General features: G+C 49.4%; 24 protein-coding genes. 14 read left to right on the top strand and 10 right to left on the bottom strand.

The window, feature by feature from the left end; genetic code table 11:
- The 3 genes from Q1A40_RS07435 to Q1A40_RS07425 all read left to right on the top strand — a co-directional run bounded on the left by Q1A40_RS07435 (nucleotide 1) and on the right by Q1A40_RS07425 (nucleotide 3,410).
- Entirely contained in the window at nucleotides 1-858 is an 858-nt protein-coding gene (locus tag Q1A40_RS07435) for a phosphogluconate dehydrogenase C-terminal domain-containing protein (RefSeq protein ID WP_299998878.1), read from the top strand.
- Nucleotides 859-1,096: 238 nt separating this feature from the next.
- Complete coding sequence (locus Q1A40_RS07430; RefSeq protein WP_299998875.1) at nucleotides 1,097-2,059, top strand: sugar-binding transcriptional regulator; 963 nt, start codon at nucleotides 1,097-1,099, stop codon at nucleotides 2,057-2,059.
- 367 nt (nucleotides 2,060-2,426) lie between these two features.
- The gene (locus tag Q1A40_RS07425; RefSeq protein WP_299998874.1) at nucleotides 2,427-3,410 is read left to right on the top strand and encodes a Gfo/Idh/MocA family oxidoreductase; all 984 of its coding nucleotides are present in this window, start codon (nucleotides 2,427-2,429) and stop codon (nucleotides 3,408-3,410) included.
- A 280-nt stretch (nucleotides 3,411-3,690) separates the two neighbouring features.
- Here Q1A40_RS07425 and Q1A40_RS07420 read toward each other — a convergent pair whose 3' ends face one another.
- On the bottom strand, nucleotides 3,691-4,032 hold the full coding sequence (locus Q1A40_RS07420) for a DUF1869 domain-containing protein (protein ID WP_299998873.1): 342 nt from the start codon (nucleotides 4,030-4,032) through the stop codon (nucleotides 3,691-3,693).
- Between the two features lie 7 nt (nucleotides 4,033-4,039).
- A complete protein-coding gene (locus tag Q1A40_RS07415) occupies nucleotides 4,040-4,372 on the bottom strand; it encodes a DUF1971 domain-containing protein (RefSeq protein WP_052926139.1) in 333 nt (110 codons plus the stop codon).
- Nucleotides 4,373-4,581: 209 nt separating this feature from the next.
- On the opposite strand from Q1A40_RS07415, the gene Q1A40_RS07410 reads away from it, so the two are divergent.
- Entirely contained in the window at nucleotides 4,582-4,734 is a 153-nt protein-coding gene (locus tag Q1A40_RS07410; RefSeq protein ID WP_299998928.1) for a hypothetical protein, read from the top strand.
- Between the two features lie 173 nt (nucleotides 4,735-4,907).
- On the opposite strand, the gene Q1A40_RS07400 is transcribed toward Q1A40_RS07410, so the two are convergent.
- Nucleotides 4,908-5,720, bottom strand: coding sequence for an IclR family transcriptional regulator (locus tag Q1A40_RS07400; protein ID WP_299998870.1), 813 nt, complete (start codon nucleotides 5,718-5,720; stop codon nucleotides 4,908-4,910).
- 337 nt (nucleotides 5,721-6,057) lie between these two features.
- On the opposite strand from Q1A40_RS07400, the gene Q1A40_RS07395 reads away from it, so the two are divergent.
- From Q1A40_RS07395 to araD, 10 genes are all read left to right on the top strand, one after another.
- Nucleotides 6,058-7,584 carry a sugar ABC transporter ATP-binding protein gene (locus Q1A40_RS07395; RefSeq protein WP_299998869.1) on the top strand — a complete coding sequence of 509 codons (1,527 nt, stop codon included), beginning with the start codon at nucleotides 6,058-6,060 and terminating at the stop codon, nucleotides 7,582-7,584.
- Between the two features lie 40 nt (nucleotides 7,585-7,624).
- On the top strand, nucleotides 7,625-8,722 hold the full coding sequence (locus Q1A40_RS07390) for an ABC transporter permease (RefSeq protein ID WP_299998867.1): 1,098 nt from the start codon (nucleotides 7,625-7,627) through the stop codon (nucleotides 8,720-8,722).
- Nucleotides 8,719-9,819 (top strand): substrate-binding domain-containing protein, encoded by a 1,101-nt coding sequence (locus Q1A40_RS07385; RefSeq protein WP_299998866.1) that lies wholly within the window; start codon nucleotides 8,719-8,721, stop codon nucleotides 9,817-9,819. The genes Q1A40_RS07390 and Q1A40_RS07385 overlap by 4 nt, the downstream gene beginning before the upstream one ends.
- 10 nt (nucleotides 9,820-9,829) lie before the next feature.
- Nucleotides 9,830-10,681, top strand: a complete 852-nt coding sequence (locus Q1A40_RS07380) for an SMP-30/gluconolactonase/LRE family protein (protein ID WP_299998865.1) — start codon at nucleotides 9,830-9,832, stop codon at nucleotides 10,679-10,681.
- Between the two features lie 293 nt (nucleotides 10,682-10,974).
- Entirely contained in the window at nucleotides 10,975-11,973 is a 999-nt protein-coding gene (yiaK, locus tag Q1A40_RS07375; RefSeq protein WP_299998863.1) for a 3-dehydro-L-gulonate 2-dehydrogenase, read from the top strand.
- 13 nt (nucleotides 11,974-11,986) lie between these two features.
- Nucleotides 11,987-12,454 carry a YhcH/YjgK/YiaL family protein gene (locus tag Q1A40_RS07370; protein ID WP_299998861.1) on the top strand — a complete coding sequence of 156 codons (468 nt, stop codon included), beginning with the start codon at nucleotides 11,987-11,989 and terminating at the stop codon, nucleotides 12,452-12,454.
- Between the two features lie 14 nt (nucleotides 12,455-12,468).
- Nucleotides 12,469-13,953, top strand: a complete 1,485-nt coding sequence (locus Q1A40_RS07365; protein WP_299998859.1) for an FGGY-family carbohydrate kinase — start codon at nucleotides 12,469-12,471, stop codon at nucleotides 13,951-13,953.
- Entirely contained in the window at nucleotides 13,950-14,612 is a 663-nt protein-coding gene (gene ulaD / locus Q1A40_RS07360) for a 3-keto-L-gulonate-6-phosphate decarboxylase UlaD (RefSeq protein WP_299998857.1), read from the top strand. The genes Q1A40_RS07365 and ulaD overlap by 4 nt, the downstream gene beginning before the upstream one ends.
- A 3-nt stretch (nucleotides 14,613-14,615) precedes the next feature.
- Nucleotides 14,616-15,473, top strand: a complete 858-nt coding sequence (locus Q1A40_RS07355; protein ID WP_299998855.1) for an L-ribulose-5-phosphate 3-epimerase — start codon at nucleotides 14,616-14,618, stop codon at nucleotides 15,471-15,473.
- Nucleotides 15,470-16,168, top strand: a complete 699-nt coding sequence (gene araD, locus Q1A40_RS07350) for an L-ribulose-5-phosphate 4-epimerase (protein WP_299998853.1) — start codon at nucleotides 15,470-15,472, stop codon at nucleotides 16,166-16,168. Before Q1A40_RS07355 ends, araD begins: the two co-directional genes overlap by 4 nt.
- A gap of 70 nt (nucleotides 16,169-16,238) precedes the next feature.
- Here araD and Q1A40_RS07345 read toward each other — a convergent pair whose 3' ends face one another.
- The 7 genes from Q1A40_RS07345 to Q1A40_RS07315 form a co-directional block, all read right to left on the bottom strand.
- Nucleotides 16,239-17,189: a biotin-dependent carboxyltransferase family protein gene (locus Q1A40_RS07345; RefSeq protein WP_299998851.1), complete on the bottom strand. Its 951-nt coding sequence runs from the start codon at nucleotides 17,187-17,189 to the stop codon at nucleotides 16,239-16,241.
- Nucleotides 17,186-17,917, bottom strand: coding sequence for a 5-oxoprolinase subunit PxpB (gene pxpB, locus Q1A40_RS07340; RefSeq protein ID WP_299998849.1), 732 nt, complete (start codon nucleotides 17,915-17,917; stop codon nucleotides 17,186-17,188). Before pxpB ends, Q1A40_RS07345 begins: the two co-directional genes overlap by 4 nt.
- 427 nt (nucleotides 17,918-18,344) lie before the next feature.
- A complete protein-coding gene (locus Q1A40_RS07335) occupies nucleotides 18,345-19,322 on the bottom strand; it encodes a hypothetical protein (RefSeq protein WP_299998847.1) in 978 nt (325 codons plus the stop codon).
- Nucleotides 19,319-19,999, bottom strand: coding sequence for a hypothetical protein (locus Q1A40_RS07330; protein WP_299998846.1), 681 nt, complete (start codon nucleotides 19,997-19,999; stop codon nucleotides 19,319-19,321). The genes Q1A40_RS07335 and Q1A40_RS07330 overlap by 4 nt, the downstream gene beginning before the upstream one ends.
- Before the next feature lie 227 nt (nucleotides 20,000-20,226).
- Complete coding sequence (locus tag Q1A40_RS07325) at nucleotides 20,227-22,566, bottom strand: primase-like DNA-binding domain-containing protein (protein WP_299998844.1); 2,340 nt, start codon at nucleotides 22,564-22,566, stop codon at nucleotides 20,227-20,229.
- 13 nt (nucleotides 22,567-22,579) lie between these two features.
- Nucleotides 22,580-22,900: a DUF5375 domain-containing protein gene (locus Q1A40_RS07320; RefSeq protein ID WP_299998843.1), complete on the bottom strand. Its 321-nt coding sequence runs from the start codon at nucleotides 22,898-22,900 to the stop codon at nucleotides 22,580-22,582.
- Nucleotides 22,897-23,154 (bottom strand): hypothetical protein, encoded by a 258-nt coding sequence (locus Q1A40_RS07315; protein ID WP_299998841.1) that lies wholly within the window; start codon nucleotides 23,152-23,154, stop codon nucleotides 22,897-22,899. Before Q1A40_RS07315 ends, Q1A40_RS07320 begins: the two co-directional genes overlap by 4 nt.
- Nucleotides 23,155-23,192 lie beyond the last annotated feature (38 nt).

Below are 23,192 nucleotides of genomic sequence, written 5' to 3'. Positions count from 1 at the left end.
ATGTCTACTGAATTAAAAATCGTTACCGTGATTGGTGCGGGTGGTAAAATGGGTATGCGTATTTCTGCCAATTTACAAACCAGCGATTTTCAGGTCTTTTACTGCGAAAATTCACCGGCTGCACAGCAGCAAGTGACCAACCAAGGACGCGAACTCTCTGATGCACAATCCGTGGTGCCACTGAGTGATGTTGTCATTTTAGCTGTGCCAGATATTGTACTGGGTAAAGTCTCTGAAGTCGTCGTTCCGCAGATGAAATCAGGTGCCGTACTACTGACGCTTGATCCTGCTGCGGCATATGCCAATCTTATTGCTTATCGCGAAGGTATTGAATACGCGGTTGCTCATCCTTGCCATCCGTCGGTATTCCTCCATCGCTATACTAAAGAAGAACATGAAGATGCTTTCGGCGGCGTCGCGGCTATTCAGCACGTTGCAGCCTCATATGAAACGGGTAATGACGAACAAAAAGCACAGTTAAGTAAAGTGGTGAGTTGTATGTATGGTCCGGTTGCCGAAGTGCACTGGGTGACCGTAAAACAATTAGCCTATCTTGAGCCAACGCTGGTTGAAACCGTTGCCTGTATGGTGGGCGCTTTTATGAAAGAAGCGCTGGATGAAACAGTTAAACACAGTGGCGTACCGGAAGAAGCGGCAAAAGCCATGCTATATGGCCATATTCAGATTGCTCTGGCCGTCGCTTTCCGCGCGACTAACCCATTCTCTGATGCCTGCATGATTGCCATGGAATACGGTCGCGAAAAAATTATTAAGCCAGACTGGAAAGTGATTTTTGAAGAGCAAGAGCTGGATAAAGTGATTGCCCGTATGTTGAAAATCGACAGTATTAAGCGTTAATTTAACGACAGCGCCCTCTGGCTGGTGCCAGAGGGCATGTATATACCCAAAATAATTCGAGTTGCTTGTAGGCGTGAAGTGAGGCGCGTCAATGAGCATAGATAAACTCTGTGATTCGGCGCGTGTCATGTACGCAACACCCGGGCAACTTGAAGTATGACGGGTATAGTGTTAGACAGGGTGTTATCTCTGATATAATTTTGTTAAATACACGTCTTCTCATGGAGAATGGCTACGCATGGAAAAGTCCAGTCAGAGCCAGGATTTTGAACTACTCACCGAAATAGCCATTGCCTACTACCGTGATGAAGTGACTCAAGAAGAGATTGCTAATCGATTTGGTATTTCGCGTATTAAAGTCGGTCGACTGCTAAAGCGGGCGAAAGAAGAGGGTATCGTTGAAATAAGTGTACGTTACCATCCGGTATTCAGCACCCAGCTGGAAAAACAACTTATTGAGCGTTTCCCAATCAGCCGGGCTTTAATTGCCTTGGATAGCATTGATGAAGACGAACAGCGTCGTCAGGTGGCTGCTTTAGTCTCCAGCTATCTCGCTAATAATCTACGTGACAATATCGTTGTCACTGTGGGTCAGGGGCGTAATGTTGCTGCGGTGGCAGAACATACCAGCCAGATACAGTCCAAAGACTGCCGATTCATCTGTGGAATCGGCGGTACTCACCGCCCTGGTGATGTGATTAATGCCGATCATATTAGCCGCCTGTTAGCGAAAAAGTTTGGTGGTAGCAGTGAGTCACTTTATGCCCCAGCCTATGTTGAAAGTTCCGAGTTGAAAGCGGCGCTGATGCGTAATGGCACCATTAAAGAGACCTTAGACCGTGCACGCAAAGCGGATATTGCCCTGGTGGGTATCGGTGATATGAATGAAAATAGCTATATGGTTAAACTTGGCTGGTTTACCCCTCAAGAGATCAATGATGCCAGTCTGAATCAAGGTGTTACCGGAGATATAGCGGGCTACGATTTTTTCAACTCGCAAGGTAAGCATGTTAATACCGTGATGGATGACAGGGTTATTGGTCTCAGCGTAGAGGAACTTAAGCAGATCCCTTGTGTTATCGCTATTGCTTCGGAAAGTACTAAAGCTGTTTCGATTATGGGGGCTTTACGTACCGGTGCCATTGATATTATCGCGACCAGCGCACGTAATATCAGGACGATTTTGAGTATGACCAAGTAGTCTTTGTCTGTGTTTTAAGACAGAGATACCCGTCATACTTCAAGTTGCCTGCGCCCAGCCCGCTGAATTACATAGTTTATCTATACTCATCGACGGGTCTCACTTCGCGTCTACAAGCGACTTAAGTTGTTTTTGTTATATATTTTATGAGGATGCGGTGTTCTGCCGCTGACTCACTTTTGCCTCACTATTTTTTCCCCGCTCCAGATAACGCATCCTGAAATACATATTCTGTTCAACATGTTAAATTAAAAAATGAGTTAATCTTATTCAGGATACGGAACGGATAAACTCCCTTTGCTTTCTTGCTGAGTTTATTCAATATAAGGTATCAATAGCTCATTCACTCAACAATACAGGGCGAAATATGAAAAACTCATTAGGTTGGGGGATTCTGGCGACTGGCGGAATTGCTGAAACATTCACGCGAGATTTGCAGATAGCGGGACTTAATGTTGTTGCGGTAGGGTCCAGAACGAAAGCGAAAGCCAGCGCTTTCGCTGAGCAATTCGGCCTGTCTCGGGCCTATGGAAGTTATCAGGAACTGGTTAATGATCCTGATGTGGACATTATCTATATTGCCACGCCTCATCCACAGCATATCGATACTGCTTTGCTTGCACTGAAAGCGGGAAAACATGTTCTTGTTGAAAAGCCTTTTACGCTTAATGCAGATGAGTCCAGAACCCTGGTCAGATATGCAGATGAACATAACCTGGTGATACTCGAAGCGATGTGGACACGTTTTCTGCCGCATATGAGAAGGATCCATGAGATCATTCACTCAGGTGCGCTTGGTATTCTAAGATCCGTCAGTGCAGAACATCGGCAGTTTCTACCCACCGATCCTAAACATCGTCTCAATGCTCTGGAGCTGGGGGGCGGAGCTTTGCTTGATTTGGGTATCTATCCGATATCTTTTGCCGTTGATATTCTGGGGGCACCTGTTGCAATTGAAGCTATAGCGCGTTTCAAAGATACCGGGGTTGACGCAGAGACAGCGACCATTATGCACCACGAAAATGATGCTATTTCTACCACAGTGTCCGCACTTGACTGCACCGGGATTAATCAGGCGGTGATCAATGGTTCTGAAGCACGTATCGTTATCGATTCGGTCTGGTATACGGCGACTTCATTTCGGCTTGAAGACTATGCCGGGAATATTATTGAAGAGTTTAATCAGACGGTTGATGGCCGGGGTATGCAGTTTCAGGCATTTGAAATGGAACGCCTGGTAAATACTGGGGGAAAATCAACGATTATGTCTCCTGATGAAAGTATCGTAATTATGGAAACCTTAGATACTGTCAGAAAGCATATTGGGTTAGTTTATCCTGTTGAAGAGTAAAGATTTTTATATTGCTTGCCTGTTTTCTTATTTAAATAAATATATAAAAACAGGCGGCTACACAATTTACATTACTGTAGTTGATTCTTGTCCTTGCACACATAGATAATCCATTTTTCAGATAAATGATTCAGTTTTTTCTATAAATGCTCTGCGGTTATCAACACCGGTAAGTTCAGCGGTACTTGCCATATGCTGTCGGTAATACGATAACCAGCCACGCTGGATAATACTCTTTTCGTGAGGGAAAGCAGTTTTCCCTCACGGAACGGAGAAACGCTTACCATCCGCAGACATTGGTTTCTTCATCCATATCATAGCCGCGGATGATATTAATCAGATCTTTGACTATTTGCGCTGCATTTTCCTGGTCGGCCAACGCCGCGACGGAATCCACTTCTTTATCCACTGAAACACCATTATTGCTATTGGTCATGGTGACCATCAGTGGCGCATCATTAATCTTTTCTTTACCGTCTAATTCACTGACCAGCAGTGCAATTTCTTCTGCTGCAATCTCAGAAATATATAATTTTTTCGGATTAAGAAAGCGCTTTTCCGCTGTCAGATGATTACGTTTATTGCTCAGTATTAATAAAAAGCCTTTGTTTTCGTCGTTCATGGTTGCGTTACTCCTCGGTCAGAATCTCTGGGGCGACATAAAAATCGACATTAAACACAGTATCGTCAGTAGCAGCTTCTATCCGGTGCCAGGTTTCCGGCGGAAATACACCGAACTGTCCGGCTTCAATCACCAAGGTATCGGTCGGCTCAGGGCTGGTTTCATCCGCATAGGAATAGTAAATAATCGTGCCCTGCATAACAGAGAGTTTAGGGTAAACACCCTGGCGTGTTCCTTTATCGAGGTGTCTTTGCCAGATAGACTTCGGTGCAGTTTCTTTGGTCCAGAGCGGGGTGCTCCGGACATGGATGTAGTTTGTAGGGATAATGATGCGATCCACCTGTGTCCTCCTGAAACCAAACAAATGATTAAGATATAATATTAAAATATTTTTTAAATTTTAAAAGGTATTTTGAATGCAACTTTGATAAAAAGCACAAATTACCCGCTGGCAACAAGAAAATCCGGCAGAGATGTCATACCTGCTAATTACATATATTTATTATATGGTTATTAATGTACTTACATTCAGGCCAGGAGTTTAGTGGCATGAAGGCTCATATCGCCGTTGATGTGGCTATCGGACTGACAGAAAAAATGGTAACAACATCCCCTAAGGACGCTTTGCTTTACGTCGTTTATTCAGACGTAAAGCATTCACTTTCAGAAGGCGGTAGTTTCAAAAGTGGCGCAACCCTCTAATGCATGAACAGCATAAACCTGCGGTATTGTGGCAGTATGTTGTTCATCTGCTTCTGGGATCTCCATCGACAGACTCTTGTATTAGCGTATACAAATCCTGCCGCTAAACTCTCACCGAGGTCTGCGGCGATTGTTTCCATCAGGCAATAACCGCGAGAGTAAGTGTCAGATGTTTAGCCGTTAAATCCCAACTCTGCAGAGATAGCTCTGGCGGTTGCGACAACCGGAGCCATCAGTTTTTTCACGCCAATCTGCTGTAACTTGGCCGTCGGTAGCGAGACGGAAACGGCAAAAGGAACACGCTGTTGAATATCAAAAACGGGTGCTGCGATACAGGATACCCCCAGCTCGTTTTCTTCCCGGTCCATTGCGGTTTGTAGTTTACGGATAGTCTTCAGTTCCTCCAGCATTTCCGGCAGTGTGGTGATGGTATTTTTGGTAAGTTGCTGGATAGTTTGCTGGTGTGTTTCCCAGTAATGAGCCGGGTAATCTTCACTGCCCCATGCCATAAAGATTTTACCCATTGCCGAGCAGTAGAGCGGCATGTGCTGGCCGATATAGGCGCGAGTGCGCATCATGCCGGTGGTTGGCTCCAGCTTATAGATAAGGATCACATGGTCATCTTCCCGGCTGGAGAAATTCACCGTTTCACCCACTTCCAGATTCAATTTCTCGAGATGTGCTGCCGCAACGTGGATAATATTCAGCGACGACAGTGCTTTCTGCCCGACGGAAATGAATTTGGTAGTCAGCCGATAGCTTCCGGGTGAAGGGGCTTGGGTAACGTATCCGCTACTGTGTAGCCCCTGCAGCAGTCGGTGTACGGTACTTTTATTCATCCCGGATAATTCGGCAAGATTGGCTAACGGGCAGCCATTAGGGTAATTACTTAAAATTTCAATAAGCTGAAGGCCGCGAAACAGACTTTGGGTGCCGGCTGGTTGGTCTTTTTTATCGTCCTTTACAGTATCCGCTTTTACGCTCATTCACGCTTCCTCTTGGTTTCCCGCATACCTCTTACGGCATTTTATCTGATGGTAACTCATGCCCGTTAGCCTGTGAATATGGAACGAAGTTTCAGTATGGCAATCACCTCGATTCCGTGGGAAAAAATCACGTTAATGAAGTGAGCTATTCATCACACTTCTATAACATCAAAATTAACCTACTGTTTTTAAACAATAAATAAAATAACATCTTCTTTGCTTTCTGTCAGCAGTAAGAATACTATTTTTGAAACTTGATTTCGCATGTTGGAATTAGCGGTGTATTTAGTATGCAGTAGCCGCTGTTGTTACTTATCTGTTGTTGCAGGAGTCTGTTATGCAGAATACACCCGGAGCAGCGGTTTTGACTCTGAGCCATATCACCAAACGCTTTGGTGGAAACCTTGCTGTAAATGATGTCAGCCTTGAGGTGCATCCTGGTGAGGTACTGGCGCTGCTGGGCGAAAACGGTGCCGGCAAATCCACACTGATCAAAGTCCTTGCCGGGGTTTACCCACGTGACGGCGGCGATATTCAGTTCCATGACAGTAGTATTACTTCTGCTGCTGCTTTAAAAACCGCCCAGCGTCAGCCGATTGCCTTTATCCATCAGGATCTTGGACTGATTGAGTGGATGACCGTCGCAGAGAATATGGCTCTGGTGATGGGCTTTAGCCGTCGGATGGGGCTGATTAACTGGCGGGCAGTCAGAGAACGTTCCCGCCTGGCGCTGGAGGAGGTTGGCATTATGCTGGATCCTGATGCGCGAGTCTTTGAGTTGTCGCGTACCGAAAAATCCCTGTTAGCGATTGCCCGTGCAGTGGCGGTTAATGCCGAAGTCCTGGTACTTGATGAACCGACCGCATCCCTGCCCGCCAATGATGTTCGCCATCTGTTTACCGTGATTAATCGCCTGAAGAGTAAGAAAGTGGGGATGATTTACGTCACCCACCGACTGGATGAGGTGATTGAAATTGCTGAGCGGGTTTGTGTGATGCGCGATGGCAAGCATGTCGCGAGTGGCTACACCCGTGATTACAGCCTGCGTGACTTGGTGGAGACCATTGTCGGTGAGTCGGTTGCCGATAATCAACGTGAACCCCTCCCTGAAAAAGCGGCTCCAGTGCTGAATTTCGACCAAGTCTCTATTGATGACGTCGGTCCGGTTTCGTTCAGCATTCAGCCCGGAGAGATGCTTGCGCTTGCCGGGTTACGCGGTGCCGGTCAGGAAGAGATTGGGCGTCTGTTATTTGGCCTGCGCCAGCGTACGGGGGGCTGTATTACTTTCCGTGACCAAGTTTATCAGGCTCGTTCCCCCCAGCAGGCGATGGCGGCGGGCGTTTCGCTGGTTGCCGGAGACCGTACCGGAGAGAGTCTGGTGATGTCGATGAGCGTACGTGAAAATATGTTCCTCAATCCCTGTGCCAGCGGCCATCGGTTGTTATCACACTACGCTCGTCGTGCAGAACTGGGTGCCTGCTGGTGGAAAATGCAGTTATTTGACGTGCGTCCGAAAGACGTAAGCCTGGATATTAGTGCGCTCTCTGGTGGTAATCAGCAAAAAGTAGTGATGGCCCGCTGGATGCATCTTAATGCCCCGTTGCTCATCCTTGAAGATCCTACCGCGGGCGTTGACGTCGGTGCACGTGAAGAAATTTATCATTTATTAAATAAAGCCTTAGCCGAAGGTGTCGCCGTGCTGGTCATTTCCAGTGATTTTGAAGAAATTGCGCATATTTGTAATCGCGCGCTGGTCTTTAATCGCGGGCAAATCGTCGGTGAGTTGAAAAATGAACGTGTCAGCTTCGCCAACTTACTTGAACTCGCCTCTGGCAGTAGCGAAGCCACTGTCGCCGCCGTCTGAAATTGTAACGCCACCCCACAGGCGGTGGCTGGAGAAGATTATGTCCAAAACATCTGTAAAATCGACCGCGCTGGAACAGCGGGTCAGCCTTAGCCAGAATGGGGTTGGTCCCTGGTCGATGCAAATCCTGACCCGCTATGGTTTGCTCTTGCTGTGTGTGCTTCTTGTCTTGATGTTTTCCGCATTATCGCCGTCGTTCGCCAGCATGCTGACGCTTCAGGCGATTCTTTCCAGTAAGGCTAAAATCGCTCTGCTGGCGCTGGCTGCAACCATTCCAATGATTGTCGGTAAGATTGACCTTAACGTCGGTTTCGGCATCGTGCTGTGGCACATTCTGGCGATTACCTTTCAGGTGCAGTACGGCATGTCCTGGCAGATGGCAGTACTTGCGGTACTGGCTATTTCGGCGCTGTACGGTCTGTTGAACGGTATTTTAGTGGCGCTGGCAGATATCGACAGCTTTGTGGCCACACTGGGCTCCGGTACCGTGCTGTATGCCGTTGCTCTGTGGTATTCCGGTGGACGGCAAATTGTTGGCGATCTGCCTGAAGGCTTTAGTGCTCTGCACTACACCGAAATTTTCGGTATCCCTGTTGGTGCATTCTACGTGCTGGCCGTGGCAGTCATTCTTTGGCTTATTACCGAACATACTCCACTGGGGCGCTGCATGTATGCGGTAGGCGGTAATCCGGCTGCTGCCCGACTGAACGGTATTGCTGTTAATAAATTCACTATTGGCGCATTTATCGCCTCCAGCGTACTGACCGGTTTCAGCGGCGTCCTGATTGCCGCTGAACAGGGTGTGGGCCAGGCGAGCGTAGGCATGGATTATCTCTTACCTGCCCTGGTGGGGGCATTCCTCGGCAGTACGACTATTCGTCCGGGACGGGTGAATGTCTGGGGAACCGTGGTGGGGATTGCCATTCTGGCAATAGGTATTGCCGGTATTCAGCAGTTCGGTGGTGAATTCTGGGTAGAACCGTTATTTAACGGCGCAACCCTGCTGCTTTCTATTACCCTTGCCGGCTACGCCCAGCGTCGCCGGATGTTAAACCAGAAAGCCGTTGTACGCAGCCAGAGTGCTCCGGCCCAGTCTCCTGACAATAACCAAAAAACGACCACGGAGAGTTCAATATGAAGATCAACGTTCTTGCTTTAGCCCTCAGCACTCTGATTGCTGCCGCATTACCCGTACATGCTGATGCTTATCTTGACGAGGCGACGGCGGCGGTAAATAAGGCAACGGCTAGCGTTACCCAGTGGGACGGCCCGACGAGCGGTCCTAAATTACAGCCAAATAAAAAGGTGATTTTTATCGCCTCAGATATGAAAAATGGCGGCGTACAGGGCGTGCAACAGGGGCTGAGTGAAGCGGCTGCGGCTGCAGGCTGGAAGCTGGATACGTTGGACGGTGGTGGCTCGGTTAAAGATCAGCTAGCGGCGATGAACCAGGCGATTGCTCAGCGCCCTGATGGCATTGTTATCGGTGGCTGGAACCCAAACGTAGCAAAAATGCTGCTGAAGAAAGCAGCACAGCAAAATATCGTACTGATGGCCTGGCATGCCGTCCCGGAGCCAGGACCGATTCCGCAGTACGGCATTGCCGCCAATATTACCTCTGATTCTGATGAAGTGGCGAAGCTGACAGCCCAGTACGCGGTTGTGCATTCTGGCGGTAAAGCGAAAGTGATTATCTTCACCGATTCGCTCTACCAAATCGCGCTTGATAAGGCTAACGCCATGAAGCAGGAGATTGAGAAGTGTAGCGGCTGTGAAGTGGTTGAGTTTATTGATACACCGCTGGCCGATACCTCTAACCGCATGCCATCAATGACTTTCAGCCTGTTACAAAAACATGGCGACAAGTTTGAATATGGACTGGCAATCAACGACTTGTACTTTGATTTTATGGCTCCGGCGCTCAAAACTGCCGGAAAGGGCGGGGCAAACGCACCTTATAACCTTTCAGCTGGTGATGGTTCCATTTCTGCCTTCCAGCGTATTCGTAGCGGCGACAGCCAGATCGGTACGGTTGCTGAACCCTTGAAACTTCACGGCTGGCAGTTGCTGGATGAATTTAACCGCGCCTTTGCCGGACAGCCTCCTTCGGGCTATGTCACGCCAGCGCACCTGATAACCAAAGACAATATCGGTAATGACGGCGGTGCGCAGAACCATTACGACCCACAGAACGATTACCAGGGTCACTACAAAGCCATCTGGGGTGTGAAATAAGGAGTCCATTATGTCGCTGACTGACTCTCTGGTTATTGAGAAACTGTGCTCTCCGGCAATTTGGGCGGAAGGCCCGGTCTGGCTACCCCAGCAAGATGCTGTGGTATTCAGTGATGTTAAAGGCAATCGCATGTTTCGCTGGCAGCGTAGCGGCGAACTTCAGGTATGGCGTGCGCCTTCTCATTATGCCAACGGCAATGCACGGGATAGTGAAGGACGGGTGATCAGCTGTGAGCATGGACGGCGCGGCATCAGCCGTACTGAACATGACGGTAGCGTAACGATGCTGGTAGAGAAGGTTGACGGCAAGCGTTTTAACTCGCCTAACGATGTGGTGGTTCGTTCTGATGGCACTATCTGGTTTACCGATCCGCCCTACGGTATTACCAGCGATGATGAAGGCTATCATGCTCATAGCCAGGTGATTGGCTGCTACCTCTACTGTTTTGATCCGCCGAGCGGCAAACTGACCATCGCGGCCAGTGATTTACAGCGCCCGAACGGACTGGCCTTTTCACCGGATGAAAGTCTGATGTATGTGGCGGATATGTCGATTATTGACTTTCCAACGCTGGGCCGCCGCGAGCTGCGGGTTTACAGCGTTGATGGCCATCAGCTGTCTGACGGGAAACGGTTTGCTGAGGTTGCGCCAGGTATTCCGGATGGATTCTGCGTTGACCGCCAGGGGAATATCTGGTGCAGCTGTGCCGATGGCGTTATCGCTTTTGATAGCCGTGGTGCCACGGTGGGTAAAATCTTGTTACCGGAATGCGTCTCCAACTGTACGTTAGGCGGTCCGAACGGGGACGAGTTGTATATTACGGCGACAAGCTCCCTTTATCGGGTGCGAATAAGTCAGTAGCTAAAAATATACCCAAATAATTTGAGTTGAGTGCACGCAACATTCAAACAACTTGAAGCATAACGGGTATATACAGCCGGTGGTCAGGATGTCCTTTCTGCCGGCTTCCCCACGCCTGTATTTCGCCCGATGTGTGGCCGATCACATAAACCAAAGTGATTTTTATGTGGTTGTTTTATAACAATAAATTAACCCACCCTTTCTTTGACTTCCCCCGATTAACGCCATAGACTTTATTTGAAATGCAATTCCACATATTGAAATATACCCACTTATCGGGGAGACCGTCGGCAATGAGAATCAGCTATCAACAGTTAAAACAGGAATTTTTGCGCGTGCTCCTCGCGCGGGGCGTCGAGGTCGAAAAAGCGGAAGCCTGCGCCACCCTGTTTGCCGATACCAGCGAGAGTGGCGTCTATTCCCACGGCGTTAACCGCTTCCCGCGTTTTATTCAGCAACTCGATGCCGGGCATATCATCCCCGAAGCTATACCGGAAAAAATACTCTCTCTGGGAGCTATCGAGCAGTGGGATGCACATCGTTCAATAGGCAACCTGACGGCCACAGCGATGATGGATCGCGCTATTACGCTTGCTGACGCTCACGGCATTGGCCTGGTGGCGCTGCGTAATGCCAATCACTGGATGCGTGGGGGGAGTTATGGCTGGCAGGCAGCAGAGAAAGGTTATGTCGGGATTTGCTGGACTAACTCGATTGCCGTTATGCCACCCTGGGGGGCGAAAAACTGTGCTATTGGTACTAACCCGCTGATCGTTGCGGTACCTGGCGAGCCTGTCACCATGGTGGATATGTCGATGTCGATGTTCTCCTACGGCATGCTGGAGCTTAACCGTCTGGCGGGTAAAACCTTACCGGTAGACGGCGGTTTTGATAACGACGGCAACTATACCCGCGATCCTGCCACTATCGAAGAGAATCGCCGCATCCTGCCGATGGGTTACTGGAAGGGCTCCGCGCTCTCGGTGGTGCTGGATATGCTTGCCACCCTGCTCTCAAACGGCGCTTCTGTTACCGAAATCACTGAAGACAACGGCGATGAATTCGGTATCTCACAAGTTTTTATTGCTATTGACGTTGACCGGCTGATTGACGGCCCGACGCGTGACAGCAAGCTGGCGCGTATTCGTGAGTCGGTGAGTGGCGCAGAGCGTGCCGACAGTGAACAGGCTATTCGCCTTCCTGGTCACAAATTCCCCGGTATTCGCGCTGAAAATCAGCGTCTTGGTATTCCGGTTGATGAGCGCGTCTGGGCCCGTATCCAGGCACTGTGACAGGAATAACCTCATGATCTTTGGACATATTAATAATACTGCAGACTATCACTATCCTGCCGCCGTAGCCCAGGCAATTCGCTATTTGAAAGGTCAGGATCTGCAGAATATGCCTGCCGGGCGCTATCAGGACAGCGAGACCGGCTGGCTGGTGCAGGTGCTGGACTTACAGACCGGCTTCGAGAGCGAAAACTACCCGGAAGCACACCGCAAGTTTATCGATGTGCAGTACCTGATTTCTGGCGAGGAGTATATCGGTGTTGCGACGGACAGCACTCTAGTTGAGATACACCAACCCTATGACGCAACCCGGGACATCATTTTTTATCGCCACGCGCCAAATGAAACGTTGCTGCTGATGAAGCCGGGTAATTTTGCCGTGTTTTTTCCGCAGGATCTCCATCGACCCAATTGCGCGGTTAACGAACCAGGGCCTACCCGCAAAGTGGTCGTCAAAATTCCTGTGGCTGATTGCCTCTGACTGGAGAGAACACTATGAGCTATTGGTTAGGACTTGACTGCGGCGGTACCTTTATTAAGGCCGGTTTGTACGATATTGCGGGTAATGAACGCGCGGTTGCCCGACAGAATTTACCGGTGCTGGTGCCAGAGCCTGGACGGGCTGAACGTGATATGCACCAGTTGTGGCACACGGCAGCGACAGTCATTCGTCAGGTACTGATATCCAGTGAGACACCTGCCGCCGAGGTATTGGGCATGGGGATCTCCGCTCAGGGTAAGGGGCTGTTTCTGTTAGATAAACAGGGGCAGCCGCTGGGTAATGGCATACTCTCCTCTGACCGCCGGGCATTGGCACTGGTCCAGCAGTGGCAGCAGGAAGGTTTACCGCAGGCACTGTATCCAGTAACCCGACAGACGTTGTGGACCGGGCATCCGGTGTCCCTGTTATGCTGGATAAAACAGCATCAGCCTGCTCGCTATGCAGAGATTGGTAGCGTGTTGATGGCTCATGACTATCTGCGCTACTGCCTGACTGGCGCCCTGGCCTGTGAAGAAACCAATATCTCTGAATCAAATCTGTATGACATGCACCAGCAAGACTGGTCGCCTGCCCTTGTGGAGCAGTTCGGTCTTTCCGAGATTTTACCTGCACTTCCCCCCATTGTCAGGCCGACGGATATTGCTGGGACTATCGGCGAGGAGGCGGCAGCACAGTGTGGATTACTCGCGGGTACACCTGTTGTTGGCGGTCTGTTTGATGTGGTCTCCACTGCCCTTTGCGCCGGGCTCTATGACGATACCCGGATAAATGCGGTTATGGGCACCTGGTCTGTCACCAGCGGGATCACCGACAGTTTACTCGACGAGATCGACTACCCGTTTGTTTATGGCCGCTATGCTATTGATAATCAATATATTATTCACGAAGCCAGCCCCACATCAGCCGCTAACCTTGAGTGGTTCTGCCAGCAGTGGGAAATCGACGATTATCATCAACTGAACCAGTGGGTGGCCGAACTGCCGCCTGCCGCGAGTTCATTGCTGTTTGTCCCTTTCCTTTACGGTAATAACGCTGGCGCAGATCTACAGGCCAGTTTCTACGGTATGCAGGCGGGTCATCAGCGTAGTCATTTGGTACAGGCTATTTATGAGGGTGTGGTGTTCTCACATCTGACGCACCTTAACCGCATTCTCAAACGTTTTCCCCATGTCACTGCGCTGCGTCTGAGCGGTGGGCCGACACGTTCTGCGGTGTGGATGCAGATGTTTGCTGATATTAGCGGGCTACCGGTAGAGATCCCACAGATTGAAGAGAGTGGCTGTCTGGGGGCTGCTCTGGTCGCCATGACCGGCACGGGGGCAATATCGTCACTACAGCAGGCACAGCAGATGCTGGATCCGGAAATTATCCGCTATCAACCCAATATGCAAAACCACGCCTCATATCAGAAAAAATACCAACGCTATCAAAATCTTGTAACCGTACTGCTCGCCGTCAATCAGGGAGTCACACCATGAGTAATCACTCTGTTCCTCAGTTACAACTGGCGCTGGATCATACCCGGCTTGATGCTGCGCTGGATGCGGCTGAACGGCTACACGAATACGTCGATATCGTTGAAGCCGGAACCATTCTTTGTTTTAGCGCGGGTGTTGAGGCTGTACGTCAGCTCCGCCAACTTTTGCCTGAGAAAACACTGGTTGCTGATTTTAAGGTGGCCGATGCCGGATCCACACTGGCCGAACTGGCCTTTGGTGCTGGCGCTAGCTGGATGACGGTTATCTGTGCGGCCCCGCTGGCAACCTTCGCCAGCGCGCATGAGGTAGCTCAGCGCTACCAGGGGGAAATTCAAATTGAACTATTTGGTAACTGGAGCATGGAGGATGCGCGTAACTGGCGTGGCCTTGGGCTGAAACAGGCTATCTATCATCGCGGGCGTGATGCTCAGGCACAGGGGCAGAGCTGGAGCCAGCAGGATCTGGATGCCATGAAAGCCCTGTCCGACCTCGGCTTTGGTTTATCGGTGACGGGGGGGATTACTCCGCAAGAATTACCACAGTTTAAAGAGATTGATGTTCGTGCATTTATCGTTGGCCGCGCACTGACTGACAGCGCTAACGGCGTTGCTACCGCAGCTGAATTCCATCAGGCGATTAACCATATTTGGGGGAAATAATTTATGCGTCAGCACCCACTGGGAATTTATGAAAAGGCGCTGCCTGCGCATTTGAGCTGGCCTGAACGTCTGGCGTTAGCCAAAGCCTGTGGATTCGACTTTGTCGAGATGTCGGTGGATGAAACTGACCATCGTCTGGCACGTCTTGACTGGACAAAAGCTGAGCGTCTGTCTCTGGTCGGGGCAATGATTGAAACCGGGGTGACGATTCCATCGATGTGCCTTTCCGGTCACCGCCGCTTTCCGTTTGGCAGCCATGATCCGGTTATCCGTCAACAGGCTTACGACCTGATGGAGAACGCTATTCAACTGGCGAAAGACATCGGCATTCGCACGATTCAGTTAGCGGGTTACGACGTTTATTACGAATCACGCGATGAAGGTACAGTCACCCGCTTTGCCGAGGGTATGGCATGGGCGGTTGAGCGTGCGGCGGCGGCACAGGTGATGCTGGCGGTGGAAATTATGGATACTGAGTTTATGAACTCCATCAGCAAGTGGAAGGACTGGGATCGCCAGTTAGCCTCGCCTTGGTTCACTGTTTACCCGGATGTGGGCAACTTGAGTGCCTGGGGTAACGATGTCAGCGCGGAGCTGGAACTGGGCATTGACCGTATCGCGGCGATTCACCTGAAAGATACGCAGCCCGTGACTGACAGTTCAAAAGGGCAGTTTCGTGATGTGCCTTTTGGCAGTGGCTGTGTGGATTTTGTCAGCGTGTTCCGCAAACTCAAGCAGATCAATTATCGCGGCGCGTTCCTGATTGAAATGTGGACTGAAAAAGCCGAAGAACCGGTAGCCGAGATTGTACAGGCGCGGCGCTGGATTGAACAAAAAATGCAGGAAGGAGGATTAATATGAGTTTAACGTCGCTGAAACAACAGGTTCTGGAAGCTAACCTCACTCTGCCGCAGCACAATCTGGTGACCTTTACTTGGGGCAATGTCAGCGCCATCGACAGAGCCCGTGGTCTGGTCGCGATTAAGCCTTCTGGCGTGGACTATGATGTCATGACGCTGGACGATATTGTGGTGGTCGAACTGGCAAGTGGCCGAGTGGTAGAGGGCGCTAAAAAACCCTCTTCCGATACCGCAACGCATCTGGCACTTTACCGCGCTTTCGACACCATTGGCGGTATTGTTCATACCCATTCACGCCATGCCACTATCTGGGCCCAGTCCGGGTTAGATCTCCCGGCCTGGGGGACCACCCATGCGGACTACTTCTATGGCAATATTCCTTGCACACGCCTGATGACTGCGCAGGAAATTGCCGAGGACTATGAGCATAATACCGGGGAAGTGATTATTGAAACTTTCCGTACACGCAATCTAAGTCCGGCGGCTATCCCTGCTGTGCTGATTAATGCCCACGGCCCCTTTGCCTGGGGGAGCAGTGCGGAAAACGCGGTGCATAACGCGGTGGTGCTGGAAGAGGTTGCCTATATGGGCATTTTCTCCCGTCAACTGACGCCTGGTATCAGGGATATGCAGCAGGTACTGCTGGATAAACACTATCTTCGTAAACACGGGGCAAATGCGTATTACGGGCAGTGATGGATGTGAATACCTTTTTTAATAACCTCTGTCATGCCTTTGGCGGAGGTTATTGCCTGAAATCGCAGCGTTAACGGCGTCTGGAGAGTTCCGCCAGTTTTTCCTGTAAAATAGCCTGACGACCCCGCCAAATCGACTCAGCCTTCTCCACTGAAACCGCTTCAAACTGTATGCTGTCGCCGGGTTTTAGCTGACCCAGACGGGCCAAATCGGCACGGATAACGGTGGCAATTTTTGGGTAACCTCCGGTTGTTTGCCTGTCATTCATGGCGATAATGGGCAAACCGTCTCCAGGTATCTGTATGCTGCCATGGCTTATGGCATCAGAAATGATATTGAAGCCACGAAGATGTTCAAGAGGTTCACCCTGCAGGCGATACCCCATACGGTCACACTGGGGTGACAGATGATAGCACTGTGACTGAAACTGATGGCGGGCTGCGTCATCAAAGTAGGTGTCCTGAGGCCCCCACACGACTCTGAAAGGGCGCTTTTCCCGCTGGGGAAACAGGCAGTCCGCGCGTATCCCGGCAACACCGTCACACTGAATATTGCACAGTGGTAGCCTGTCGTTTTTTTGCATGATACGGCCATGAAATCCGCCTAATCTGGCACGCGTCAGAGTGGAAACACTGCCAAGCTGAGGCTGAACATCGAATCCCCCCGCGACGGCGAAATAGCCGCGAGCCCCCGATCGAAGTCGTTTGATGGTCAGAAGATCTCCTGGCTGCATGAGGTGGGATTGGTAGACGGGTAAAGGTGTGGCATTGAGCATGACCTCCGCATCTCCTGTTACAGCAATACAGCGGGTTTGGTCGCCGCCCAGCCTCAGTGTAGGGCCGGTTAACGTAAATTCAATTACGCCAGTGCCAGGCGTATTGGCGACTAACGCATTGGCAAGAGAAAAACTCAGCGTATCCATCACGCCTGAAGGCGGTACGCCGCGATCTTCATAACCTAATCGCCCCGCATCCTGAAGCGTGGACATCAGACCGGGAGAAATCACATCAAAAAATGTCATGCGTCATGGCTCCACTGGGGCATATAGTCCGGATCGGCATTCAGGGCCTGATATTCTTCCACACCAATCGGCAGGAAACGAACGCGCTCTCCAGCGCTGAATAAAAAAGGCTGTTCCCGCCGCAGGTTGAAACTTTTCGCCGGTGTTTTACCCAGCAAATGCCAGCCACTGGGGGCCGCAACCGAGCCGATGGCTGACTGCATTCCGCCGATGCTGATGCTACCAGCAGGGACTTCCTGACGCGGGGATGTGCGCCGTGCCAGATGTAATCGTTCATCTAACCCGCCTAAATAGGCGAATCCTGGCACAAAACCAATCATATAGATGCGATAAGTTGGGGCAGAGTGAAGCCGCACCAATTCATCACAAGTCAGTCCGAGCGCCGTTGCTGATGTTTCAAGGTCGATACCCTGTTCTCCACCGTAACATACCGGGACAATCCAGCACCGACCAGGCGTTGCAGTCCACCGCGTATTGCTGAGCAAGGCATCAATCAGATGAATAAGATGAGACTGGCGGATCCGCAGTGAATCATAGGATACCTGCAAGGAGCGATAGGTCGGCAGATAACCTGTGACGCCGGGGATCTGCTGCTGCTTGAGTACATCCATAAACGCGGTGACACGCTGATTGATAGCTTCATTAATACAGTCACCAAACTCAACGTTAACAGCCTGATCGGCAATCGCCTGAATCACCCAAGTTGACGGTTTTTTCTCGTCATCCACACTCATTTCCTGGCATAGGTTTAAGTTATTTGTCGATGGAATACATTTGGCACACCATCAAAATGTTGTCAAATTATGCTCAGTTATTGGGTAAAACCTTTATCTATACCCAAATTTGTATATCTGTCAGTACCATGCGTATAAATTAAATCAGTGTCTAAAAAAGCACGATACATATGTTTTCTGGATTCAGGCAGATGGTGTTGGACGGTTACGGATGAACCATTCTCTATCTTATTTGAATTTAAAGGGTTTTTAGACGTTCTCGGACGAGAGGGGAGGAAAATTGGCGGAAGATCACAGGAGTCTCTATTTGTTCATAACCTATTGATACTTGGTTTTTTTTATTCGATTTAAAAAATTTCATATACACATTGTTATACACATTAGTGATGGCCGGTTGATTTCCAGCCACCCTTTAAATCATCTACTCATTATTATCATCTTCAAAATGACTAATGACCGAGGCCTCCCCTTCTCTGCGTGCCTCATCAATTTCATCTTCGGTATAAAGGTTATAGAATTCAGCAATAGTGAATGTTGTGGTAGTAGTATATGACTCACCTAAACCGCAAGCATTAAGCCTTGAATGCCCACTTATTTTAAGACCACAGCCCACACATTCGAAGGATATCGGCATCATAGATTGTTTTTGAATTACTAAATCAAGATCTTGGTCAGTTGCTGTCTTTATCGATGAGGATGGAGAGCCTTGCACAAGAGCCTGTGAGTCACAAACAGGGCAAATTACCCTATGGCCATTTTGTCGAGTGGCCCAAATAGAAGCCTGGTCATGGCATTTGTTTTTTTCTTCATCACTTTTGTCACCCCAAACTTTTTTATATGCCGCAATGTCTTGCTTCACTGACTTCCCGGCTTCATCGCTTAGAGACTTAATTGAGTCGAGAGCAACATTAGGCATTTCAAAAAGATCTTCTATTTTTTTGTCCATTATATGTAGAAGCGATTCGCAAGATTTATAAAAGCGAGAAAGCCAAATTGAATTTTTTAATTCTGAAAAGGCCATTTCACCTGTATGTAACTCAGCGTTTCTTCTTTCAATGTGTTGAGAACAGTATCCTAATATCTCACTATTAAAGTTTGGAGTGATTTCATTTAATCGACTAAAAACATCTTTTATTCCAATTGATTTTGGGGAAAACCCCTTCATTGTTACCTCATGACCTAATGCGAAATGTATATTCCTCCAGCTATGTGCATCTGCTAGAAGTGTGGGAGATATATATGATAATGCCGATCTTGCGAGAAACTCTAAACTTAGTGAGGACCATAACCCATAGTCTGGATCATCAAGCTGGGTTGACTCCATTTTGCCAACATAAATTAAGGCTTTTGCAAAAAGAGTATCGCTAGACCAAGGATGGTTTTTCAACTTCGACGTCATTTCCATATCTCCGATAAATATATTCTCTCAACAATTCTTGAGCGGTCTTTTTCAGGTACTAGGCTTCTGGAATGTAAGTTCATCCAATTGTTAATGATAAGAGTATCACCTAATGTGGATAATGAATAAGAATCCTCTAAACCATTCCATTTAATTTCTGACATCCAATTTTGAAAGTTTTCAGCGTTTTTATTTGCTGGTAAAAGGAAGACTGAATCCCATCTTATAAACTCATCGTCAAATATCAGAGGTAATGGAAGTAAAGTTCTTGTGATTAACTTGTCTCTTGGTTTGAATATACATTTTTTTAATTTTGTATAATTATAATTATCAAATATTTTTTGACTTTTTAGAACGTTTGTTTTAACACTTTCAGCTCCTTTTACACAGCGAAGTAATAAATATTTTGGGGGGAGTGACGAATGAGCTAAGTCTGTATGATAAGGGAATTCTCCTAACCCAAATATCGAACTGTAAGTGTTTTTATTGGAAGTTATTGCGTTTTTTGGGGTAAGTGTCTCAAATTTTTCTGCTTTGAGACCACTTTTTAACGTGAGTGGAGCAACAACTTTACCTACAGTTTTGCCGCAGCTAACTATGTCAATGTTAGGAAGAAATTCTGCAATGAATATATGCCCATCTGTTTCCAAAACATGTTTTTGTTGAGTAGTAAGCATTATGCGTGCTCGATTTTTATACGATTAATGCAGTTTATAACGTTACCTCATTTCGATGCAAAGCAATTAATGATTTTGCAGATAACCCATCACACTCTACACGTAAAGTATTTATTTTTATTAAACAATGGATTATATGGTGATCGATGAATGAAGGGTTACGAATATTCTTCACTGATGGTGAAGGATGGGCGTAAAAAACCGGCTTTCGCCGGTTCGATTGGTCATTACGCCGTTCGTTCGCCGCATTTCGGCAGCCAGTCAGCGTTGCTTTCCTCCCTGAGGGTCAGATTGGTCTGCATGCCCTGATTTGTCCGTCGTTTTTCGTAATTCAGTCCGTACTCTTTCAGCATTAACGGCAATCCAAGTCCAAACATTTTCAGACTGAGCACATTTTTGTAACCCTGCGATTCCATATAGACCAGATAAGCGTGATAGAGATAATTTCGGGGCTGGCGCGGGATGATATTGGCATTGCCCATCAGCATACCGTTGGTCTGAGGCAGCATTTCCAGATAGCCGCAAAAATCAAAGGCCGGGTCAGCATCACGTTTAATACTGAGGGCTTCATCGGAGTTCTGCTGTGACTGGAGCAGTGTCCGGGCATCCATCGGGTTACTGAATTTCTGCATAAGTTGGCGCACAATCACCGCCAATTCTTGAGCAATTTTATCCCTGAGCTGAGAGTCTCGATCTTCCGGGGCAATCTGCTCCGGGAAGTGCAGGATAACCCGGCGACGGGATACACCGCCGCTACGGTCGGTAAAACGCATCGGATTATTGTTCACCGCCAGAATCACCGCCGGTATATGGGCTGAATAGGCATCACGATATTTCGGATCAACCGATACAGCATCACCGCCCGTAATCGCTTTAAGTCCTGCGCCGTCACCGCTCCATTTCTCCTGGTCAGGCAACCTGATAAGTGAGAAACCTATCAGGGCAGCGCGTTCGCGTGGCGATTCGAGCATTTCAATAGTGGCTGAGGTGGCGTTATCCTCTCCGGCCAGCATGGTGGCAATTTCAGCCAGAATACTCTTCCCGCTTCCACCTGGTCCCGTCACTTCAAGAAAGAGCTGCCAGTCATAGCGGTTCGCCAGCACCATAAACAGGGCAGCGAGAATGATATTGCGTTTTTCTTGCTGATAACTGGCGGCACGATCAAGCCAGCGCCAGAAATTGGGCGCATGTGTTTCCAGCGATTCACCGTCTACTGGCGGGGTAAAATCGACTTCACATAATGTACGCAACCAGTACGCTTTGTTGTGCGGGTTAAATATCCCTGAACGGGTATCAAGCACGCCATTACGAAAACCTATCAGACGTCGCGCCGGGGTTTCCTGACGGTGAACAATCAGTTTCAATGTCTCCACCACGGAGGCGATTTTTCCGGATGAAAACGGGGCGTTCAGCCGCTGAAAAAGAGCAGCCACATCACGTAAAATATCAGTAGTAGACGTAACTTTCCATGCGCCGGATTCGTAGCGGGACAGGATCTGACCATTTGCATCCACGGCCAGTGCTTCACCATAATGCTCATACACCCGCTTTGCCTTATCACTGGTACTCATGGCGGTAAACTCAGCTTCGCTCATGGTATCGAACGGACTGGCAACCGGTGGTTTCAGTGCATCTGTCAGCGCTTTGAGGGTGACGGCTTCACCCTGCTGGATATGGGCATCATTCCAGTCACCAAATACCGGCGGCAGAGCGACCAGCCCCTCACAGGCTTTCGCGGCGGCGGCGGCTTTGGTCTGGCCGTCACCGTTTAAGTCACGATCAGCCGCCAGCACTATCTGGCAGGCCGGATATTTTTGCCGGGCAAGGCTCGCCAGAGAAAGAAGGTTGACGGACGACAAGGCCACCATCACCGTTTCGCCGGTGAGCAGATGCACACTCAACGCCGTGGCATAACCTTCGGCAATCCACAGTCGTTTTCCGACCTGTTTCTGCCCTTCAATGAGATGACTCGTTCCTTTGACCTGACCGCCTTTCAGGGTGCGTTTAAGGCCGTCAGCGTTAATCAACTGGAGGTTAACCAGTACGCCGGAATCATCATGCAGCGGCATTACCACATCCCCGGCACAGTAGCTCACTCCGCCGGTTTTATGGCTGGTCGTCAGCATCAGGCATTCCCGGTCAGGAAAGCCCTTGCGGGTCAGATAGGCGTTCCCGGTGGCTGTACGGGTTTTCTCCATTAGTTTGGCGGCCAGTTCAGCCGCCGCTTTGCGGCTGGCGTCAGTATCGGCTTCTACTGCGGTGAGTATCTCCGGGGCAACCGGCGACAGATTGCCGGTGACGGCGTTAACCTGTTGAGCCGCATCCCAGGCGCTCAGTCCTAGAGCCTTTTCAATCAACCTCAGGCCGTCACCTGAGCCACACTTGTTGCAGTACCACGTCCCGCGCCCCTCTAGGTCATCAAAGCGAAAACGGTCGCTACGGGCATCACCGCCACAAATCGGGCAAGCCTGATGGCGGTTTTTAATCACTTTGACACCCAGCGCCGGGAGGATCTGCGGCCAGTGGCCGCAAGCCTGTTTCACTGTTTCAGTTACGTTGATTTTCATAATGATTTTTCCCTTAGTGCAGCACTGGCGCTTTAATGTGGCGGGTACAAAGTTCATCCATCACGGCCAGACCGAGAAAGGACAGTGATGGCATGGCTTTAAGCGGTGTGGTTTCCATTAAATCTTCCAGCAACGCACAGGCAATCTGACGGCCTTTTTCCTCGCCATGCTGGCGCAGATAAAATCCTTCCAGTTCTCGGGCGATAGCCATTTCTAGTGCTTCAAGGGTGAGATGTGGAAAACGTTGCTGGCGCTCGCACACTGTCAGCCAAGCACAGGCCACAGCGCGGCGATACAGGGCAATACGAAGGAAAGGGGTTGAAGGCTTGCTCATGCGTTTACCTCCAGAGTCAGCCATTGCTGGTTGCAGCGTTCTACCACGCCATTGAGCTGGCTGGTCATCATTGACAGCAAAGAGGTCAGTTGTGCTTGCTGTACCGGTGGCCGAGTCATCACCGTACATTCCTGATGTTCCAGCAACTCACCGACGAACTGGCCAATATTTAATAAATGTTCAAGGCAGCGTAGGTCATCCTGCGAAATAGTGACGTTAATTTCTGCTGTCGTTACCGGTTGACCGATATTCATGATTTTGTCTCCTGAGGGTATGCGAAGCCCTGCGCAAA

This window comes from uncultured Cedecea sp. (assembly GCF_947498825.1).
GTDB lineage: Bacteria > Pseudomonadota > Gammaproteobacteria > Enterobacterales > Enterobacteriaceae > JGM124.
This window is presented reverse-complemented; position numbering and strand designations above follow the sequence as displayed.

Coding starts and splice junctions, on each gene's coding strand:
- Q1A40_RS07325 (WP_299998844.1), bottom strand. CDS start 22,566: ATGAAAATCAACGTAACTGAAACAGTGAAACAGGCTTGCGGCCACTGG.
- Q1A40_RS07320 (WP_299998843.1), bottom strand. CDS start 22,900: ATGAGCAAGCCTTCAACCCCTTTCCTTCGTATTGCCCTGTATCGCCGC.
- Q1A40_RS07355 (WP_299998855.1), top strand. CDS start 14,616: ATGCGTCAGCACCCACTGGGAATTTATGAAAAGGCGCTGCCTGCGCAT.
- Q1A40_RS07335 (WP_299998847.1), bottom strand. CDS start 19,322: ATGACGTCGAAGTTGAAAAACCATCCTTGGTCTAGCGATACTCTTTTT.
- Q1A40_RS07385 (WP_299998866.1), top strand. CDS start 8,719: ATGAAGATCAACGTTCTTGCTTTAGCCCTCAGCACTCTGATTGCTGCC.
- Q1A40_RS07365 (WP_299998859.1), top strand. CDS start 12,469: ATGAGCTATTGGTTAGGACTTGACTGCGGCGGTACCTTTATTAAGGCC.
- Q1A40_RS07430 (WP_299998875.1), top strand. CDS start 1,097: ATGGAAAAGTCCAGTCAGAGCCAGGATTTTGAACTACTCACCGAAATA.
- Q1A40_RS07370 (WP_299998861.1), top strand. CDS start 11,987: ATGATCTTTGGACATATTAATAATACTGCAGACTATCACTATCCTGCC.
- Q1A40_RS07380 (WP_299998865.1), top strand. CDS start 9,830: ATGTCGCTGACTGACTCTCTGGTTATTGAGAAACTGTGCTCTCCGGCA.
- yiaK (WP_299998863.1), top strand. CDS start 10,975: ATGAGAATCAGCTATCAACAGTTAAAACAGGAATTTTTGCGCGTGCTC.
- Q1A40_RS07345 (WP_299998851.1), bottom strand. CDS start 17,189: ATGACATTTTTTGATGTGATTTCTCCCGGTCTGATGTCCACGCTTCAG.
- araD (WP_299998853.1), top strand. CDS start 15,470: ATGAGTTTAACGTCGCTGAAACAACAGGTTCTGGAAGCTAACCTCACT.
- Q1A40_RS07410 (WP_299998928.1), top strand. CDS start 4,582: ATGAAGGCTCATATCGCCGTTGATGTGGCTATCGGACTGACAGAAAAA.
- Q1A40_RS07425 (WP_299998874.1), top strand. CDS start 2,427: ATGAAAAACTCATTAGGTTGGGGGATTCTGGCGACTGGCGGAATTGCT.
- Q1A40_RS07315 (WP_299998841.1), bottom strand. CDS start 23,154: ATGAATATCGGTCAACCGGTAACGACAGCAGAAATTAACGTCACTATT.
- ulaD (WP_299998857.1), top strand. CDS start 13,950: ATGAGTAATCACTCTGTTCCTCAGTTACAACTGGCGCTGGATCATACC.
- Q1A40_RS07420 (WP_299998873.1), bottom strand. CDS start 4,032: ATGAACGACGAAAACAAAGGCTTTTTATTAATACTGAGCAATAAACGT.
- Q1A40_RS07435 (WP_299998878.1), top strand. CDS start 1: ATGTCTACTGAATTAAAAATCGTTACCGTGATTGGTGCGGGTGGTAAA.
- Q1A40_RS07395 (WP_299998869.1), top strand. CDS start 6,058: ATGCAGAATACACCCGGAGCAGCGGTTTTGACTCTGAGCCATATCACC.
- Q1A40_RS07400 (WP_299998870.1), bottom strand. CDS start 5,720: ATGAGCGTAAAAGCGGATACTGTAAAGGACGATAAAAAAGACCAACCA.
- Q1A40_RS07330 (WP_299998846.1), bottom strand. CDS start 19,999: ATGCTTACTACTCAACAAAAACATGTTTTGGAAACAGATGGGCATATA.
- Q1A40_RS07390 (WP_299998867.1), top strand. CDS start 7,625: ATGTCCAAAACATCTGTAAAATCGACCGCGCTGGAACAGCGGGTCAGC.